This is a genomic window from Nocardia sp. 348MFTsu5.1, assembly GCF_000383535.1.
Taxonomy (GTDB): domain Bacteria; phylum Actinomycetota; class Actinomycetes; order Mycobacteriales; family Mycobacteriaceae; genus Williamsia; species Williamsia faeni.
On the sequence record NZ_KB911517.1, the window covers coordinates 1 to 19,099 of the forward strand.

Annotated in this window: 17 protein-coding genes; 12 read left to right on the plus strand and 5 right to left on the minus strand. The window is 63.7% G+C overall.

Annotated elements, in window-relative coordinates:
• The 8 genes from H290_RS0117100 to H290_RS28915 form a co-directional block, all read left to right on the plus strand.
• Positions 1-1,020 (plus strand): acyl-CoA dehydrogenase family protein (locus H290_RS0117100; RefSeq protein WP_020108045.1); only part of this gene is annotated, 1,020 nt, incomplete at its 5' end.
• Between the two features lie 230 nt (positions 1,021-1,250).
• A complete protein-coding gene (locus H290_RS28910) occupies positions 1,251-1,955 on the plus strand; it encodes a helix-turn-helix domain-containing protein (protein WP_020108046.1) in 705 nt (234 codons plus the stop codon).
• An 82-nt stretch (positions 1,956-2,037) separates the two neighbouring features.
• Positions 2,038-3,489 carry an aldehyde dehydrogenase gene (locus H290_RS0117110; protein WP_020108047.1) on the plus strand — a complete coding sequence of 484 codons (1,452 nt, stop codon included), beginning with the start codon at positions 2,038-2,040 and terminating at the stop codon, positions 3,487-3,489.
• Positions 3,490-3,593: 104 nt separating this feature from the next.
• Positions 3,594-4,745 carry an acyl-CoA dehydrogenase family protein gene (locus tag H290_RS0117115; RefSeq protein WP_020108048.1) on the plus strand — a complete coding sequence of 384 codons (1,152 nt, stop codon included), beginning with the start codon at positions 3,594-3,596 and terminating at the stop codon, positions 4,743-4,745.
• A gap of 63 nt (positions 4,746-4,808) precedes the next feature.
• A complete protein-coding gene (locus H290_RS0117120; protein WP_020108049.1) occupies positions 4,809-5,648 on the plus strand; it encodes an enoyl-CoA hydratase-related protein in 840 nt (279 codons plus the stop codon).
• Positions 5,649-5,715: 67 nt separating this feature from the next.
• Positions 5,716-6,486 (plus strand): SDR family NAD(P)-dependent oxidoreductase, encoded by a 771-nt coding sequence (locus H290_RS0117125; protein ID WP_028463316.1) that lies wholly within the window; start codon positions 5,716-5,718, stop codon positions 6,484-6,486.
• A gap of 174 nt (positions 6,487-6,660) precedes the next feature.
• Positions 6,661-8,211, plus strand: a complete 1,551-nt coding sequence (locus H290_RS0117130; RefSeq protein ID WP_155976896.1) for an MDR family MFS transporter — start codon at positions 6,661-6,663, stop codon at positions 8,209-8,211.
• Between the two features lie 78 nt (positions 8,212-8,289).
• Positions 8,290-8,862 carry a TetR/AcrR family transcriptional regulator gene (locus tag H290_RS28915; protein ID WP_020108052.1) on the plus strand — a complete coding sequence of 191 codons (573 nt, stop codon included), beginning with the start codon at positions 8,290-8,292 and terminating at the stop codon, positions 8,860-8,862.
• Positions 8,863-8,902: 40 nt separating this feature from the next.
• Here the strand turns inward: H290_RS28915 and H290_RS0117140 are convergent, their stop codons facing one another.
• The 3 genes from H290_RS0117140 to H290_RS0117150 are packed head-to-tail and all read right to left on the minus strand — an operon-like array spanning position 8,903 to position 12,667.
• Positions 8,903-10,981, minus strand: a complete 2,079-nt coding sequence (locus tag H290_RS0117140; protein WP_020108053.1) for a molybdopterin-dependent oxidoreductase — start codon at positions 10,979-10,981, stop codon at positions 8,903-8,905.
• Between the two features lie 47 nt (positions 10,982-11,028).
• Entirely contained in the window at positions 11,029-12,405 is a 1,377-nt protein-coding gene (locus tag H290_RS0117145; protein WP_369758831.1) for an FAD-dependent oxidoreductase, read from the minus strand.
• A gap of 1 nt (position 12,406) precedes the next feature.
• The gene (locus H290_RS0117150; RefSeq protein WP_020108055.1) at positions 12,407-12,667 is read right to left on the minus strand and encodes a 4Fe-4S binding protein; all 261 of its coding nucleotides are present in this window, start codon (positions 12,665-12,667) and stop codon (positions 12,407-12,409) included.
• A 323-nt stretch (positions 12,668-12,990) separates the two neighbouring features.
• On the opposite strand from H290_RS0117150, the gene H290_RS0117155 reads away from it, so the two are divergent.
• From H290_RS0117155 to H290_RS0117165, 3 genes are all read left to right on the plus strand, one after another.
• Complete coding sequence (locus H290_RS0117155) at positions 12,991-13,692, plus strand: nitroreductase family protein (protein ID WP_020108056.1); 702 nt, start codon at positions 12,991-12,993, stop codon at positions 13,690-13,692.
• 82 nt (positions 13,693-13,774) lie between these two features.
• Positions 13,775-14,920: a molybdopterin-binding protein gene (locus tag H290_RS28920; RefSeq protein ID WP_020108057.1), complete on the plus strand. Its 1,146-nt coding sequence runs from the start codon at positions 13,775-13,777 to the stop codon at positions 14,918-14,920.
• Between the two features lie 67 nt (positions 14,921-14,987).
• Complete coding sequence (locus H290_RS0117165) at positions 14,988-15,770, plus strand: NADPH-dependent F420 reductase (protein WP_020108058.1); 783 nt, start codon at positions 14,988-14,990, stop codon at positions 15,768-15,770.
• A 34-nt stretch (positions 15,771-15,804) separates the two neighbouring features.
• On the opposite strand, the gene H290_RS0117170 is transcribed toward H290_RS0117165, so the two are convergent.
• Both H290_RS0117170 and H290_RS0117175 read right to left on the minus strand, forming a co-directional pair.
• A complete protein-coding gene (locus tag H290_RS0117170) occupies positions 15,805-16,839 on the minus strand; it encodes a helix-turn-helix domain-containing protein (RefSeq protein WP_020108059.1) in 1,035 nt (344 codons plus the stop codon).
• 35 nt (positions 16,840-16,874) lie between these two features.
• Positions 16,875-17,897: an alpha/beta hydrolase gene (locus tag H290_RS0117175; protein WP_155976897.1), complete on the minus strand. Its 1,023-nt coding sequence runs from the start codon at positions 17,895-17,897 to the stop codon at positions 16,875-16,877.
• Between the two features lie 253 nt (positions 17,898-18,150).
• Here H290_RS0117175 and H290_RS0117180 point away from each other — a divergent pair, with 253 nt between their 5' ends.
• Positions 18,151-19,089, plus strand: a complete 939-nt coding sequence (locus tag H290_RS0117180) for an alpha/beta hydrolase (protein ID WP_020108061.1) — start codon at positions 18,151-18,153, stop codon at positions 19,087-19,089.
• Positions 19,090-19,099: the final 10 nt, after the last annotated feature.

A 19,099-nucleotide genomic window follows, 5' to 3' on the forward strand; every position in this document is an offset into this window, starting at 1 on the left:
TCAGTCTTCGGCTGCCAAGCCCCCGACTCCGGCAACGCCGAAATCCTCGCCCGCTACGGCACCCCCGAACAAAAAGACCGCTACCTGCGCGCCCTCCTCGATGGCGACATCTCCTCCTGCTACTCCATGACCGAACCCCACGCCGGCTCCGACCCCGGCCTGTTCACCACCGCCGCCGTCCGCGACGGCGACACCTGGGTCATCAACGGCGAAAAATGGTTCTCCTCCAACGCCCGCTACGCCCGCTTCTTCATCGTCATGGCCCTCACCGACCCCGACAAAGGCACCCGCGGCGGCATGTCCATGTTCATCGTCCCCGCCGAAACCCCCGGCGTCGACATCATCCGCAACGTCGGCGTCGGCACCGAATCCGACGACACCGCCTCCCACGCCTACATGCGCTACAACAACGTCCGCGTCCCCGCCGACCACCTCCTCGGCGAAGAAGGCGCCGCCTTCGCCATCGCCCAAGCCCGCCTCGGCGGCGGCCGCATCCACCACGCCATGCGCACCATCGCCCAAGTCCGCCGCGCCTTCGACATGATGCTCGAACGCGCCGCCAGCCGAGAACTCCGCGGCGGCACCCTCGGCTCCAAACAACTCACCCAAGAAAAAATCGCCGACAGCTGGATCGAAATAGAACAATTCCGACTCCTGGTCCTACGCACCGCCTGGCTCATCGACAAACACCAAAACTACGACCTCGTCAAAAAAGACATCTCCGCCGTCAAAGCCGCCATGCCCAAGGTCTACTACAACGTCGTCCTACGCTCCATGCACCTCCACGGCAGCCTCGGCATCTCCAACGAAATGCCCTTCAGCGACCTACTCACCAACGCCGAAGTCATGGCCCTCGCCGACGGCCCCACCGAAATCCACCAAATGATCGTCGCCAAAGAACTCCTCAAAAACACCACCCCCAACCCCGGACTCTGGCCCACCGAACACCTCCCCACCCGCCGCGCCGCAGCCCAACACAAACTCGCCACCCACCTCGAACACACAGCAGCCACCTACTGATCACGGCCCCGGGCCACATCTGTGAGTACCCGCCACCTGTTTGTGGCGCGCATTAGCACTGGTGGCACCCTGCCAAATCGACGGAATTCACTCTTTGATAGTGCGCTTGACAGAAAATCTGATATGGATGCACTATCGACGAACGGCTGCGCATTCCGGCAACACATCCGGGGAACGCGGTCAGCTCGATGATCACCGTCGACGACGGCAGGTCTGGACGATGGGATGATATGACGGTCACCAGCGAAGGGGCTCGGTCGCGATTGCTGACGACTGCGAGGAAGCTCTTCGCCGAGCGCGGGCTCGATGCCGTCAGCCTCCGCGAGATCATTCGCGAAGCCGGCGTCAAGCACGCCACCGCCATCCAGTACCACTTCGGAGATCGGGAAGGCCTGATCGCCGCAATCCTGGCGACCCACGAGGCCCGCGTCGACACGCGCCGGGAGGCGATGCTCGACCAGTACGAGGCCACGGGCATTCCCGATCGCCGAACGATCGCGGCGATCATGGTCCGCCCACTCGCCCGCGAACTCGAGGACCAGGACGGTCGACATTTCTTACGGATCAACGCCCAGGTGGTCCAGCGCCCACCGCCGGGCGGGATCTTCGTCGACACCGGCACGAGTATGTGGCGGTGGCGCCGCCAGGCCGCGGAGTTCCTCCCGCCCGGTGCCGCCGAACTCCATACCCGCTACACCGCACTGACGTTCACGACCGTGGAGCTCGCACGCCGAGCCGGCCAGCCACAGCATTTCGACGATCAACTGTTCGTCAGCCGCATCACTGATGTCGTCTCTGCCATTGTCGAAGCACCCCTCTCCCCCGAAACCGAGCGCCTGTACACCGAACGACACGAACGACACCAGCAACGCGACGCGCGCAGACGCGAGGCGCTGACGTTGCCTCAGACCCCGAGCAACGACAGACCGGCGTGATCGCTGCACGGGCAGGATTGATGACGCCCGTAGACCACAGCGACGATGCTTTGGCTCCAGACACCAACCCGAGGAAATTAACATGGACACTGCCATCACGGACCGCACTCACCTGTTCATCGATGGACGCTGGGTCACTCCACGCAGTGGCGACTTCGTCGAAGTCATCGAGGCCGCCACGGAGCAGCCTCTGGGGCGCGCCGCACTCGCGTCCCGCCAGGACATCGACAGTGCGGTGGCGGCTGCGCAAACGGCCCTGACCGGTACCTGGGGAGCATTGACGGTCGCTGAGCGCGCAGACCTACTGGACCGCTTCTCGGCCGAGTTGACTGACCGGGCAGCTATCACCGCCGAACTGGTGACCCGCGAGAACGGGATGCCGATCAGCCTGTCGGCGAGGGTTTCCGGGCACGGCCCCGCCCGCATGGTGGCCTACTACGCCGACCTGATCCGCAAGACGTCCGGCGACGACGTACGTCCGAGTGCCCGCGGTGGACGCACAGTGGTCCGGCGCGAACCGGTCGGCGTCGTCGCCGCCATCACGCCGTGGAATTACCCGCACCCCTTGGCCGGGATGAAAATTGCGCCGGCCTTGGCCGCGGGCTGCACGGTGGTGCTCAAGCCGGCACCAGAAACCGCACTGGACGCCTTCATCTTCGCCGACGCCGCCGAGGCGGCCGGCCTGCCCGCCGGAGTCCTGAACATCGTCCCCGCCAACCGTGAGGAATCCGCCTATCTGGTGGAACATCCCGGTGTCAACAAGGTCGCGTTCACCGGTTCCACCCCGGCCGGCCGGGCGATTGGCGAAGCCTGTGGGCGACTCCTGCGGCCGGTGACACTCGAACTCGGCGGCAAGTCCGCTGCCATCGTGACCGAAGACGCCGACCTCGACGTGTTCTCCTCCCAGTTGCTCCCGGTGTCCCTGATCAACAACGGACAGACCTGCCACGCATGCACGCGGATCCTCGCGCCGCGTTCGCGCTACAGCGACGTCGTCGAGGCCGTCACGGAAACCGTCCGCGGACTCACTGTCGGCAACCCGCTCGACCACGGCACCGATATCGGACCTCTGGTCAGCTCGGTCCATCGGAGCCGGGTGCTCGGCCACATCGACGCCGGAATCGCTGCCGGCTACAAAACCACGATCGGAGGCTCGACCCCCGAGGCCCAACCGGTCGGATGGTTCGTCGAACCCACGGTCTTCACCGACGTCGACAATTCGGCGAGCATCGCGCAGGACGAGATCTTCGGGCCGGTCCTCACCATCACGCCCTACGACGGCATAGACAACGCCATCGCCATCGCCAACGACTCGCAGTACGGACTGGCCGGAACGGTCTGGACCACCGACGAGGACAATGGATTGGAGATCGCCGGTCGTATCGAGAGCGGCACCGTCGGGGTCAATTACTACGCCCTCGACCTGGCCGCACCGTTCGGCGGTGTGAAGTCCTCCGGCATCGGAGCGGAGCTGGGACCCGAGGGAATCAACCCGTACTACAACAACAAGTCGGTCTACTTCAGCACCCGCTGAACACTTTTCTCGCGTCCCTGGAGGGAACCAGTCCTCCGGGGACGACGCATGCACACACGCTGATATCTACTGCGGGATAACGCTACCCGCGCAAGGAGTCGAACATGGAAAGCGATCTTTTCGAGAAAGATCACGAAGTCTTCCGCGAATCCGTACGCGGTTTCGTCGGTAAGCACGTGGTCCCGGAGATGGAGCGCTGGGACGAACAGCGCCTGGTCGATCGAGACACCTGGATCGCCGCCGGCAAGCAGGGCATCCTGGGCCTCGCCGTTCCCGAACAATACGGCGGCCCCGGCGAAACCGACTACCGCTACCGTGTCGTCATCCAATCCGAGATCGCGCGCGTCGGCGCATCCGCACTCCAATCCGGCTTCTCGACCAATGACGACATCGTGCTGAACTATCTTCTGCGCCATGCCGATGCCGAGCAGCGAGAGCGATGGCTCCCCGGGTTCGCCACCGGTGAGACGATCGGTGCGATCGCCATGACGGAGCCGGCGGCGGGCAGCGATCTACGGGCGATCCAGACGAGCGCACGCAAGGACGGAGACTTCTGGGTTCTCAACGGGTCCAAGACCTTCATCACCAGCGGCATCTTGTCCGACTTGGTCATCGTGTTCGCCAAGACCGACCGCGACGCGGGTTCCAAGGGATTCAGCTTGTTCGTCGTTGAAAACGGGACTCCCGGCTTCACCCGGGGGCGCAAACTCAACAAGGTCGGACTTCACGCACAGGACACCGCGGAACTGTTCTTCGAGGATGTCCGGGTACCGGCGTCGAATGTGCTCGGCGAGATCGGTGCCGGCTTCGCTTACCTCATGCAGAGCCTGCCGCTCGAACGACTCGGGATCGGTGTCGCCGGACAGACGTCGGCGGAGGCGGTCTTCGACTGGACCCTTGCCTATGTGAAGGAGCGCACCGCATTCGGCAAGCCGATCGTCTCGTTCCAGGGTCTCGGGTTCACCCTCGCCGACCTCCGGACCGCGATCGAGGTTTCCCGGGCCTACATCGATCGGTGCGTGCGTGCCCACAACGCGGGCACGTTGACGGCCGTCGACGCGGCGAAGGCGAAGATGTGGGCCACTGACCTTCAGGGCCAGGTCATTGATGCGGGTGTGCAATTGCACGGCGGATACGGCTACATGATGGAATACCCGGTCGCAAAGGCCTTCATCGACGCTCGGATCGCTCGGATCTACGGCGGAACCAACGAGATCATGAAAGAGATCATCCATCGCGATCTGATGAAGAACTGATCCACAGATGGTCGCCGGGTGATAACACTCGGCGGATGCGCCGCGAAACAAGGAGTAACGACCATGACCGATGGCACCACCGACACCGTCGTCGAGGTGGAGAAGCGCGGTGCAGTCGCCATTGTCCGGTTGCACCGGCCGGCGAGGCTCAATGCCTTCACCAGCGAGATGCACGATCGAATCCTCGATGCCTTCAACGACTGTGACGCCGATGATTCTGTGCGGGCGGTGGTGCTGACGGGGTCCGGCCGGGCATTCTGCGCAGGGGCCGATCTCGCGGCCGGTGGTGAAACGTTCGTGCTCGACGACCAGGGCCGCGGTGAGGCTCCGCCCGATCAGGGCGGCGTGGTGAGTCTGCGGATCTACCGCTCGACCAAACCGGTGATCGCGGCCATCAACGGCCCGGCCGCCGGGGTCGGTGTGACCATGACACTGCCCGCGGACATTCGCATCGCTTCGGACACAGCAAAATTCGGTTTTGTGTTCACCCGCCGTGGGCTGGTTCCTGAGGCGTGCTCCAATTGGTTTCTCCCTCGGATTGTCGGGATCTCGACCGCGCTGGAATGGGCGATCGGCGGCAAGATGGTCTCCGCTGCGGAAGCACTCGAGCGAGGTCTCGTGCGGGAAGTCGTGCCCGCCTATGAAGTGCTCGACCGGGCAATCGCGATCGCAAACGAACTGATCGCCGGAACGTCGCCGGTCTCCGTCGCGCTCACGCGTCAACTGATGTGGCAGATGCTCGGCGCTTCGGGACCCGAGGTCGCCCACGCGGCCGAATCCAAGGCTATCTACATCCGCGGGGTGTCCGATGACGTCCGAGAGGGTGTCGAGGCATTCCTGGAGAAACGGGTACCCGTCTTTCCGCAGGCCGTCTCCGATGGCCTTCCGCCAGTGTTCGGCTGAGCAAGAATACCTTCCGATCCAGCCATCCCGCCCGGCAACCACGAGACGACAAGGTGAGGCACGAGCATTGACAGATACCACGATCATCGACCGTTTCCGCCTGGATGGACGGGTGGCCGTCGTCACCGGCGCCGGCAGCGGGCTCGGGGCTGGATTTGCCCGCGCCCTGGCGGATGCCGGCGCCGACGTCGCCATCGCCGCTCGCAGGCGTGATCGCCTCGAGGAGGTCGCGCAGACAGTCAGGGAGATGGGGCGCGCCTGTCTTGTTGTTCCCACCGATGTCACCGACCCTGCCGAATGTGACAACCTCGCTGCCGCGGTCGTGGCCGAGTTCGGTGGGATCGACGTCCTGGTCAACAACGCCGGTATCACCACGTCCATACCCGCCAGCCGAGAGCTGCCCGAACAGTTCCGCGCCGTTCTTGATGTCAACCTTTTCGGGGCCTATTGGACGGCCCAGGCGTGTGCCCGCGTGATGCCACAAGGGTCAAGCATCGTCAACATCTCGAGCATGCTGGGTTTGGTCAAATCGTCACTCCCCCAGGCCGCGTACTCGTCGAGCAAAGCCGGCATGTTCGGACTCACACGTGATCTGTCCAACCAGTGGTCGGGCCGAAAAGGCATACGTGTCAACGCTCTTGCTCCCGGTTTCGTAGACACCGAGATGACCGAGGAGATGAGCGAGGAGACCCTCTCCGAGTTCCTCCGGGGTTGCTCACTCGGCCGTACGGCCACCCAAGGCGAGATCGACGCCGCAGTCGTCTTCTTGGCCAGCGATGCATCGAGCTACATCACCGGTTCGACGTTGGCTGTGGACGGAGGCACCTCCGGGCACTGATCGAGCGCCCTACAGTTCACTCGTTCCAGACTGACACAGCGTGCTCGACGGCCGACATGAGTTGACTTAACGGAGCCACTCTCCGTATATTTTTCTTATACGGACTCGGTCTCCGTTTTTACTCTGTCTTGGCGGGCTTGCCGATCTCGCATGTCAACGTGTTTCGAGGACCAGATGCACAGCACAGAAGCCCACCCCGGCTCGCTCAAAGTCAGCGATAAAGTTTCCCACCGGTCAGGCGATCGGCTGGGAAGGAGCAGCGCGGTCGCCATCGGCGTCCTCGTCGTCTCCACCCTGGTGGTCCTGATGAACGAGATGGCGCTCGGTGTCGCGTTGCCGCATCTGATGGACGACCTCGGCGTCACGGCCAGCACTGGCCAGTGGCTGACCACCGGGTACATGCTCACCATGGCGGTCGTCATCCCGACAACCGCATTCCTGATGCAGCGATTCCGGCTCCGCGCGTTCTTCATCGCGGCGATGGCCACGTTTTCGGTCGGCACCCTCATTGCGGCATCCGCTCCCGGTTTCGAAATGTTGTTCGCCGGGCGCATCATCCAGGCCGCCGGCACGGCGGTCATGATGCCCCTGCTTCTCAGTACCACGATGATCTTGGTTCCGCCGGCCCGCCAGGGCCAGATCATGGGAGTGGTGACTGTCGTGATCGGCGGCGCTCCGGCGTTTGCCCCGGCCCTGTCCGGACTGGTCGTGGACCAACTCGGCTGGCGCTGGCTATTCATCATCATCTTGCCGATTGCGCTGGTGTGCCTGGCAATGGGCGCACGCATGATCCGTGTCGTCACCGATACGCGCACCGTCAAGCTCGACGCCCTCTCGGTCGCGCTGTCGGCGCTCGGTTTCGCCGCGCTGGTCTACGGCCTGTCCACATTCGGCGAATCCGCGGAAGGCGCAACACCTGTCGCGCCGTGGATCCCGCTGACGCTCGGTGTCGTGGTCATCGGCTTGTTCGTTCTGCGTCAGACGGCGCTCCAACGCACCGACAACGCCCTCTTGGACATGAGGGCGTTCGCGAGCAAGGCGTTCACCGCCTCGGCGGCGATCATGGCGTTCATCACGATGACCGCATTTGGCGTCATCCTCGTCATGCCGCTGATCCTCCAGGAATCTCTCGGACTCAGTACCCTTCAGGCCGGCCTGTTCATGGCTCCCGGTGGCGCCGCCATCGCGATCGTCTCATTGATCGTCGGCCGCTGCTACGACCGGGTGGGGCCGCGCCCGTTCGTCATCTCCGGCGCCGTCGTTGTCTCGGCGTCGCTGTGGTTCATGTCCACGCTAGGACCCGGCACCTCGGTATGGGTGTACCTCGCAGCTCACCTCGTGATGTGCACCGGCCAGTCGTTTGTCTGGACGCCGGCGATGGCTACGGCTTTGGGGTCATTGCGCGCAGCGCTCATCCCGCACGGAAGCGCGATCATGAACACGATCCAGCAACTGGCCGGCGCCGCCGGCACGGCGATCCTCATCTCGGTGCTGGTCGCCTCGGCGGCGACCCGGGAGCAAGATGGAGCCGACACTTCAACCGCCACGGCCGAGGGCGGACAGGTCGCGTTCATGGTTGGCGGCGTGATCACGCTCTTCGCGGTGGTCGCATCGCTGTTCATCACGAGGCCTGTGTCATCGGCGACCGAATTGACTCGTCTGCCGGAAGATGCGGCTCCGGTGGCCGAAGCGCCGGTCGGCGCGGACAAGCCCACCGTAGAGTGAACTCTGATCCAACGACCACACCACTACACTGGTCTCTCTGATGCAGCAACGACAGCCGACGACGAGACCGAGTGAACAGTGACACGCAAAACCCGGATCGATAAGCAGGAGAACCGTGAGAAGATTCTCCGAATCGCATTGCGGCACTTCAAGAAAAGCGGTATCAACGCGTCCCTCGATGCGATAGCGAAGGACGCCGAGATCGGATCTGGCACGCTCTATCGGCATTTCCCGACGCGTGAGGATCTGATCGCAGCGTTGCTCGAACTACGCGACAGCGACACGATCGCGCGGATCGAAGAGATCGGCAAAATGCCCGACGCCGGGGCGCAGCTCGATGACTGGCTCAACGTCCTCGAAAACTATTTGGACACTTTCAACGGGCTCGCCGATCCGCTCGGAAAGGCATTGGCCGGCGACGATTCGCCGCTCGCGGTGTCGTGCGACTGGTTGATATCCACTACGGGGACATTCTTGCAACGTGCCCAGAACAGCGGCTACGCGCAACCCGACCTAACCGGTCGCGATCTCTTCCTGGTGGCGCTCGCCACGACCTGGATCAAGAGATCCGCCGCCGCGGATGACGTTGCCGTGTCGACCGTCAAACGCATAATCGGAAGAGGGATTGCGGCCGGCACGCCACTGCAGTGAAGCCCTCAGATGGTGTCCACCGGGCCGGGCCACAGCACTCCTACAGTTTCGCGACCTCTACCGGCACGCCGGACAGCCAGGACATGAAGCTGAGTGGCTCGTACGAGCCAACCCCGTTCGGCATCAGGATGTTGCAGTTGGCGCCCGGTTTCTGGGCGGCGTTCGTCATGGTCGTCGCGCGGCCCGTACCGAAGCCGTGGCTCATCGCGACCACGCCCCGACGCAGGCTGCCGTCAATGTACACGTGGGACTCGATCTCGCCGTGCTCATTCCAGATGCGGATGGAATCTCCGTCGAAGAGGTCGTGGGCCACCGCGTCTTCTTCGGACATATGGAGGGGGTTGTCACGGTTACGCCCTCGCCGGAACTTCGGTGCGTTCACGAGTGCGCTGTTCTGCATGTACTTCGTCCGAAGGCTGATCAGTTTCAGCGTGCCTTCCGGCTCGCGCGACATCTCGTCGAAGATCTCTGTACATCGCTCGATCAGGCCATCCTCGGTGAAGGCCGGGGGGCAACAATCGACCAGATGGTCCGGGTGCTGCAAGCACTGCTCGAATAGCGAATCCTTACCCCTGTCCCGGAGCATCGCGGTGTTCATGGGGCTGGCCTTGAGCTGATCGACGCTCAGACCGGTGTTGGCGAGCACCGCATCGAACATGAATGTGGCGTCCGCGTCGTCGGGCTGGGTGTCGAAGTGCGACGTGAGACCCATCTCTTGCGCGATCCGCGAAAGGATCCACCAGCCGTGGCGGCGTTCGTACATCGGCTCGACCACGGCCTCGGAATAGATCACGTGGGGGGTGGGCTGCATGCCGCTGGCCGCGGTCAGATTGATGTCGGGTCGCTCCAGCCAGTCCGTACCGGGCAGAACATAATCGGCCATCTCCCCGCTGACGTTGCGGTAGATATCGATGCTCACCATCAGATCGAGCTTCTCGAATGCAGTGCGCATCCGGTCCTCGCCGCCGATCGTCAGCAACGGATTCCCGTACCAACAGACGACAGCCTTGATGTCGCCGCTTTCGATGAGGTCGGCGATGAGGGTGGCGGGAAGCTTCGAGTATCCCTTGGGGTTCGGCAGTTCCAGATCGCCGATCGACGTCTGGATGATCGTCTTTCCGATCACGGGAGGGCAGTAGTCGCTCAGTCCAGCCGGTTTGAACATTCCGCCGTCACGACCGAGATTCCCGGTGGTGAAGTTGATCATCTCGGCCAGCCAGAACGCGAGAAGCCCCTGCCGTCCCTGATTGACTCCGGTCGCGACGTAGACAATAGCTGAACGGGCAGCGACGATTTCGGCCGCGATCTGCTTCGTTTCTGCCACCGAGACGCCGGTGACGTACTCGACAGTTTCGGGGGAATAGGCGTTGACGAAATCGAGCAACTCCTCGAAATGCTTGCCGTAGGCCCCGATGGCCTCGTAGTCGAAACCCTTCAACGAGTGGATCTCATGGAGAACGGCGGCCAAGAGGTACACATCGGCTGCCGGCTTGATCAGGGTCGTCGGACCCGTTTCGGCCATCGACGATTCGATCTGGCGCGGATTGACGAACCGGACCTTGCCTCCCCGGTCGACCAGCTTCTTCAGCACATCGAGGTTGTCCTGCGGCGCGGACATCAGCGTCCACCGCGACACCCGCGGGTTGGCTCCCACGCAGAGCAGGTAGTCGGTGCCCTCGAGGTCGGGGATCAGGAACGAGCCCGTCGAACCGTAGATGTGTGCGGCGCCCGTGGTCTTGTTCGCCATGTCCTGCGTGGAACTGCCGAACCGGATGCTGGTGCCGACCTCGTCGAAGAATGGTGCCATCGTCAGCAGGCCGGCAGAGTCGAACGCCGACGGATTGCCCTGGAACAATGCGATGGAGTTGGGCCCGTACTCGTCCCGGATCGCCTTGAGCCGGACGGCGATGTCCTTCAAGGACGAGTCCCAATCCGCCCTGACGTACTCACCCGGCTCGGTCTTCGCGTTCACGCGTCGCTGGGGCCAGTTCGCCCGGTCCGGATCGTTGTGGATGTCGGCGAATCCGAGACCTTTGTGGCAGGCGATCCCACCGGACGGGTGGCCGTAGGCGGGTGAGAGCTCGAGGAGTTCGCCGTGGTCGTCGAGAGTCGCTGTCAAAGGGCAGTTCGGTTCACAGATCCGACAGAAGGTCGACTTTGTTTGTGTCATTTGACAACCCCCTCGGAGGTGGCGGACCGGAGCATCGTTTCGCGGTCGGTGAACTTCACGCGCGGCCTTCCCTGTGGGCGGCCGTTGGTGCGTTCGGAATGATCAATCTTCATCCAGCCCCTTTTCTGCACCACGTCGGCTCGCTCTTCGATGTGGCTCAGCACGGTGTCGGCGGGCACTGCGCCCGGCGACACCGCTTCTTCCGTCAGATCGGCGAGTAGATGTCCGACGGTCTCGCTGGAGCACTTCTTGTTGCTGCCGATGATCCCCTGTGCACCCCGTTTGGCCCACCCCGTGACGTAGACGCGCGGCAAAGAATTCCCACTTGTGTCGGTCACCCGCCCATGATCGTTGGGGACCACGCCTCGGACTTCGTCGAATGGCAGCCCGGGGAGCGCGACGCCGCGATAGCCGACGGCCCGGAATACGAGGCCGGCGCGGAGGACATGCTTCTCGTCCGTCGGAAACGATCGGAGCCGTCCGTGGTGGTCGGACTGGAGTTCATTGCGGACCACTTCGACCTCCTCGACACGTCCTTCGCCGGTGATCCGAATCGGCGACTCGGAAAAGCGCAGCACGATCCGCTTGTCGGTGGTGCTCGGTACTCGTAGGGACATCCGGAGCAGGGTCCGAAGTTTGCGTCGTGCGGTCGAATCCGACTCGCGGGCAATCTCGTCCTCCGTCGGAAGCCCTCGGGCGTCGACGACAACATCGACACCAGGCAGCCTCTCGAGCTCCTCCAGCTCCGGGTTCTTGAATGCGGCCTGCAGGTGGCCACGCCGCCCCATCACGACCACTTCCCTGACCGACGACGTACGCAGTGCGTCGAGCGCGACGTCAGAGATATCGGTGCGCGCCAGTTCATCGAGCGGCAACGTCAGGATCCGGGCGACGTCGATCGCAACATTGCCATTCCCGATGACAACGGCGCGTTCGGTGGACAGATCGAGCGGCAGATCGCGAAGATCGGGATGCCCGTTGTAGTAGCCAACGAACTCGCGCGCTGAAAAGCACCCCGGAAGATCTTCGCCCGGGAGCCCCAGCCGGACGTCACCTGACGCCCCAGAGGCATAGACGACGGCGTCGTACCACGACACCAACTCCGCATGCCCGACATCGCGCCCGATTTCCACGTTGCCGAAGAACCGCACTCTCGAGTCCTTCAACAGATGCGCGAAATGCCGGTCGATCACCAGCTTCTTCTCGGGATGATCGGGGGCGACCCCGGACCGGGCCAACCCCCACGGATTCGGCAACCGCTCGATGACGTCGATCTCGACCGCAATTCGCCGCTGTTCAAGAAGGTGTTCGATGGTGTAGATCCCCGATGGACCAGAACCGACGAGCGCTATCCGAAACGGTTTCTCGCCCACGTCAGACATCCGTTTCGAAATATTCGCGGTTCACTTCCGCATAGTTGGCCCAATGCGGCGGTAGGTCCTTCTCCTGGCTGATGGCGAGCACCGGGCATACGTCACGACACGCTCCGCAGTCGATACAGACCGCCGGGTTGATGTAGAGCTGCTCGGCCTCGTCGAAGGCGTCGTCGAGCGGGCCCGGACTGATCGCATTGACCGGACAGATCTCCAGGCACGAATAGTCTGCGATACAAGGAGCCGCGATCACGTGGGTCATATCTTGTCCAATCCATCATGCTATGTCGCCCGTTCTCAGTTCCGGCGCCTGCGCTCCATGCTCCTCTCACGCCGGGTCCACGCCAACGTCTTGTCTGGCTCAGGGCGCCCTCAGGGGCATTGACGCCCGAGGCGACACACCAGCACGGTGCGCGAGACCCACGCCTTACCTGTTAGATAGTGCACTTGCCCCAATCCCTGTGTCAAACGCCCTAATGTGAGCTACGCTACTCGCCGATGCCACGTTCTGATCGCACCCGCAGCGCCCGCGTGATGTCGCCACCGATGTGCGGTGACCGCCCACACCGGATATGACTTCGACGGATGGATCCCATGACAACACTAGAAAATGCGGACTCCGCAGTGCTCGACAAACTTCTCGAAGACCGGTGGAGTTGTCGCGGATTCGTCCCGGACCCCGTGCCACGAGCGACGATCGAACAGGTCCTCGACATCGCCAGGAAGTCGCCGTCCTGGTGCAACACCCAACCGTGGCACACAGTGGTGACCGAGGGGGCAAGCACTGAGCGATTCCGGCAGGCACTGACGAAACATGCCGCCACCGCGACCGTGGCGGCTCCTGACTTCGAGTTCCCCCGGCAGTACGCCGGCGTCTATCAGGATCGCCGTCGCGAGTGTGGCTTTCAGTTGTACGAGAGCGTCGGCGTCACTCGTGGCGACCGCGTTGCGTCCCGCCGTGAGGCGCGCCGCAACTTCGAGTTCTTCGACGCCCCCCACACCGCGATCGTCACCTCACCTGCCGATCTCGGCATCTATGGTGCGGTGGACTGCGGCCTGTACGTGGGGGCATTTTTGCTGGCTGCCCAGAGTCTCGGGCTCGGCGCGATCCCGCAGGCCGCTCTGGCCGCGCACTCCGATTTCATCCGCGACCACTTCGGTATCTCCGAAGATCGAAAAGTGTTGTGCGGCATCTCCTTCGGATTCCCCGATCACGATCACGCCGCCAATCGTTTCCGAACGACCCGCGCGGCGTTGTCGGACACATTCGAATGGGCTGATTCGTGACCTCCGCGACGATATCGAGCATCGGGTGGTGACTCCACTGCCAACTCAGCACAGATCACTCGGCCCACTCAGTATCGACGAGATGAAACATGCGGTCCACGAACGGATTGCCGTTCTGCCCGCATCTCCCATCCGCACCACGGATGCGATGGGCGCCGTTCTCGCCGCACCTCTGCGACCTACTGTCGACTTGCCGGCGGCGGACACCTCGGCGATGGATGGATTCGCGGTCCGAGGGACAGCTCCGTGGCGGTTACTGCCGGACGTACTCACTGCCGGTACGACGCCCGGCATGTCACTACCCTCGGGCAGCGCCGTGCGAATCGCGACGGGCGCCATCGTTCCGACCTCGACAACATGCGTCATCCGACTGGAGAACTCCCGTGTGATAGACGGGCACCTCGTCGAGATCGTCGGGCCGATGCCTGCGGATGGCGCCGATATCCGACGGCGTGGTGAGAACTGGACCACCGCGGACACTCTTGCACCGGCCGGAACCGTCGTCACACCCGCGGTGATGTCAACGGCGCTCAGCGCCGAACGCGCCGTTCTGACCGTTCGCGGTCCATTGGACGCTCGGGTCGTCCTCACCGGTGACGAGATCGCGGTCGAGGGCGGTCTGCGGCCGGGCCAGACCCGCGACAGCCTGGGGCCGATCCTGCCTGGCGTGCTTCGGATGGCCGGATTTTCCTCAACCCGCACGGCGTACTGTTCCGATCGAGAGTTCTCTCTTCACCACGGACTCGACATCAACACCGCCAGTGCCACATTCGTCATCGGCGGAACGGGTAAGGGGGCGGCAGATCAACTCCGACGCGTCCTCGAGGAACTCGGGGCCGAGATCGTTTTCGACCAGCTTCGTTGCCGACCCGGCGGATCGCAACTGCTCGCCGTGTTGCCGGGCGGTCACATCGTGATGGGAGTACCAGGGAATCCCTTGGCCGCGGTGACGGCGATCCTGCTCACCGGTCGCGCCATTGCCGACGCCTTGTGTGCCGCCGCGACACCGCCAGTCCGGATTGGCAGACTCGCCTCTGCTCGTCGAGGCGATCCCTCTCGGGCGCGCGTCTATCCCGCGTGGCAGTCGACCGATCAATGCTGGCACCTAGACAACCAGGCTCGGACCTCTCATCTCGGTGGACTCATCAATCGCCCCGCTCTCGCCGTCCTCGGCGCATCTGACGCCCCGGCCGAGTGGGCTGAGATCGTCGGCCTGCCGACTTTCTGAGTCTCCCCGTCGCCGACCATCAGAACCGTTTCATTTCATCGCACTCACATAAATCAGGAGCAATAGAATGAAGATAGGCATCATCGGATCCGGGCTCATCGGAGTCAACCTCGCGAATCGCTGGATCGACGCCGGGCATTCCGTCGTCATCTCCAACGGCCGCGTCCCGGAGTTCGTTCCAGATCTGTCGGAGAAGACGAGCGCTCCGGCCGTCAGTATCCGAGACGCTGTCACCGACGTCGACGTGATTGTCACGACCATTCCGATGAATGCGCTCCAGCTTCTCCCCGATGACCTCTTCTTGAACGTGCCCGATGACGTTGTCGTCATCGATACGTCGAACTACTTCCCTTACCGCGACAACGTGATCCCGGCGATAGACGACGGGATGGTCGAAAGTGTTTGGGTCTCCGAGCTGTTCGGACGTCCGATCGTCAAGACCTTCAGCGCGATGTTGGCGTACACCCAGGTCCACGACGGGTCGCCGGCCGGAGACGAGAACCGACTGGCCATCCCGGTCGCCGGTGACGACGAGCGCGCCAAGAAAATCGCCGCCGCCCTGGTGGACGAGGTGGGATTCGACCCCGTTGACGCCGGCACCCTGGCGGAATCTTGGAAGATGCATCCCGGAACACCGGCATACTGTACAAATCTCAGAGCCGATGAGCTCACCGCCGCCCTGTCGAGAGCACGCCGGGATCGGTCACCGGAGCTCCGCAGCCTCTCCCTGGAACGCTTGTACGCCTTCGGTGACGGGTTCCTCGACGCTCTCGCCAACGGCGAGTACACACTGGGCTACACCAGTCAGGACGTCGTCAAGGTCTACCGCGAGCTCGAGCTCGAAAAATAGCAGCACGGCGAATGGTCCTGTCCGACAGCCCGACTCAGAGTTGTCGAACAGGGCCGTTCCGACTGAGTCGCCGGAGGATCAGCGCCACGTTCAGTCGGTTTCGACCCTCGTCATCTCTCAATGACCATCCCAGGCGGCGCTCGGCCTGGACGAGGCGGCCCTGCATGGTGGAGTGGTGGACTCGCACACTCGTTGCGGCCGCACGCAGACTGGAGGTCGTCGACACCGCGTGGAGGGTTGCCAGCATCCACGGTGCCGCCTCGGCCGCGCGCTGAACCGCTGTGACATCAGGAATGGTCCCCTTATAGGTATCCGCGGCATGTGCAAGTAGGAGAAGACCACCGAGTCGGTCGACGTAGACCACTCGGGGCCCCGGATCTGACTCGTCACCCTCGGCGGTGAATCTCACGGCCGTCAGCGCGAGGGTCTCGGTGCCCGGCAGGTCTTTTGGCGCAACTGCGGGTCCGACGCCCACGCGCTCGCGCCCCAGCGAGCCGACCGGAACCGCGACGCCGGAGTCGGCGTCGCCGACAGAGAGCTGGATGTCGATTCGTCCGCTCGACGATGCAACCACGTGGGCGAGGCCGGTCCGTGTCAGTCCGAGGTGCTGCGCCGCGCGGGCCCTATCGTGTTCGGAGGCAGACGGATCCAGAATCACATCGATCAGGTCCGGGTCGCGATCGCGGCCCGGACCCAGTCGACTCCTGGGCCGGTCGAGGATCGCTCGAATCGCGCTTGCTGCGCGTTCGAGGACCACCGCGGCCACCGAGCCTGCCGGTTCCGGCAGTTCGAGCCACAATGCGCATCCAGGCTCGATGTCAATACGACACCAGTGCGGGAGCGGCGCGCCCGCCGTGTCGCGCCGGACGCCATCAGGCGTGATCCTCATCCGCAGGCCGGCATCTCCGTCGACGAGGAGCGCGGTGTGATCTGACAGTATCGCCGCACCGCGCACGACACTTTCCAGACCTGCCCGCTGATGAGTGAGTTCATCGAAGTACGCCACGACGCGCAGGGCGGAACCAGCGTCCGCGTCCAGCGCATCCAGGCGGCCTGCGAGTTCCCTCATAGAGCGATTATCACCCTTGGTGCGCGGCGCCCCAACTACGTCGCCAGCAAACGGCGCAGCCAGTCGTGTTTCGCGTTGATGGCCGCCTGCGATAGCGCTGCTTGGGGGATCACCGTGTCATGTCCATGGAATCCACCCGGCCACACGTGGAGTTCCGCCACGCCACCATCCCGCCAGATTGCGCTCGCGTACGACACGATTTCGTCGCGAAACGTCTCGGCGGACCCGGCGTCGAGGAATGCCGGCGGTAGCCCCGCCAGATTTACGGCCCGGGCAGGAGCAGCGTACGGCGACACATCCTGACCGCCGACTCGGTCTCCCAGCAGGGCATTCCAACCCGTCTGGTTGCCATCGTGGTCCCAAACACCACGTCCCCGCATCTGGAAACTCGAGACGGTGTTGTTCCTGTCGTCCAGCATGGGGTACGCGAGGAGTTGCCCGAACAGGGCCGGTCCACCGCGGTCGCGGGCAAGTAACACGATTCCGGCGGCCAGTCCCCCGCCGGCGCTCGCCCCGGCCACTATGATCCGGTCCGCGTCGATCCCGAGTTCTGCGGCGTGCTCATGTGTCCATACGAGTCCGGCGTAGCAGTCTTCGATGGGCGCCGGATCAGGGTGCTCAGGCGCCAACCGGTACTCGACCGATACGACGCCCACACCGAGGGGTTCCGCGAGGTCGAGAAAACTGTCGAGCAGCGACCTGCGGTTGCCGGAAAGCATTCCGCCACCGTGGATGTGGTACATCGTCGGGACCGGACCGGTGGCGTCGACTGGCATGCAGACCAGGATCGTGATGTCCGGAGCGCCTGCGGGTCCGGGGATCACCCGGTCCTCCACTGAATACGCGCCGTTGCGGCTCAGGACCTCGTCCGTGGGCGTGAGGTCATCCATGAAACCCCGCACCACCGGAATGTCTTCAGGCGTGATGCCGGACGGCAACACCTCGTTGACGGCGACCAGAGCTGCCGCACACTCGGGGTCGTACGGCGGCGGTGGGCCCACTACGGCCGCGGTGCCGCCGTCGATTGCAACGCTCACTGGTTCGCGAAATTGAGTCACGTGATCCTCCACTGTTCAGGACCACCAACGTGGCCCACTTCACAATCTTCCCCGGTGCGGCCGCTGTCACGGAAGACGCCAAGCGGCGGGATCTGGCCGCCATCTGGCGGGTCGGCTGTAGTGGGACTCCGAAACGCATCAACACCCGACGAATGGTGGGCTTATGCCCCGTAACCGACGACGACTGTCGGATGACTTACATCACATCGGTATCTAGATTCGGTATAACGCACACATCGAGCACGGGAGAGTCATGTCATACGGTTTGGATCCTGAACTTGCAGGTCCGGTTGCAATGTTGCCGGAGTTCGACTTCAACGACCTACCGGCGGCGCGAGCTCAGGCAACCGAACTCCTGCGTTCTTTCGGCGCACCCGACGAATCAGGCGTCCGAGTCGAGAACCGGACAATCCCTGCCGCCGAAGGAGATCCAGACGTCGCGGTACGGATCTACCAGCCGGACAGGCTCTCCTCACCCGCTGCGATCTACCACGTCCACAGCGGAGGGTTCATTGTCGGTGACCTGGAGACCGAACACGCCTGGTGTATCGACACAGCCCGCGAGTTGGGCGTCATGGTGATCGCGATCGACTACCGACTGGCGCCAGAAACCCCATATCCCGGACCGCTCGAGGACGTCTACGCCGGTTTGGTGTGGATGTCCAAGAACTCCGCAGAGTTCGGTATCGACCCACAACGGATCGCCATTCACGGCGTCAGCGCGGGCGGTGGCCTATGCGCGGCGCTCGCCATGCTCGCCAGAGACCGCAACGGGCCCGCCATAGCATTCCAGTTCCTGGCAGTTCCTGAGGTCGACGACCGCCTCACGACACCTAGTGCCCAGGCATTCGTCGACACGCCCATGTGGGATCGCCACTCCGCGATCATCAGCTGGAACGCCTACCTCGGCAACGGCGTGCCCGGCTCCGACTCGGTATCTCCGTACGCCGCACCGGCACGGGCGACAGATCTCACCAACCTGCCACCTGCGTACGTCTCGGCAATGGAATTCGACCCGCTCCGCGACGAGTCGATCGCCTACGCACTGGCCCTGGTGAAGGCCGGCGTCCAGGTCGAACTCCACCTCTTACCGGGTACCTATCACGGCTCCCGCCTTGTACCCCAGGCCACGATCAGTCAGCGCGAGTTGGCCGAGGAGGTTGCCGTCCTCCGACGCGCGCTCCTGTTGTGAATGCGGTTGC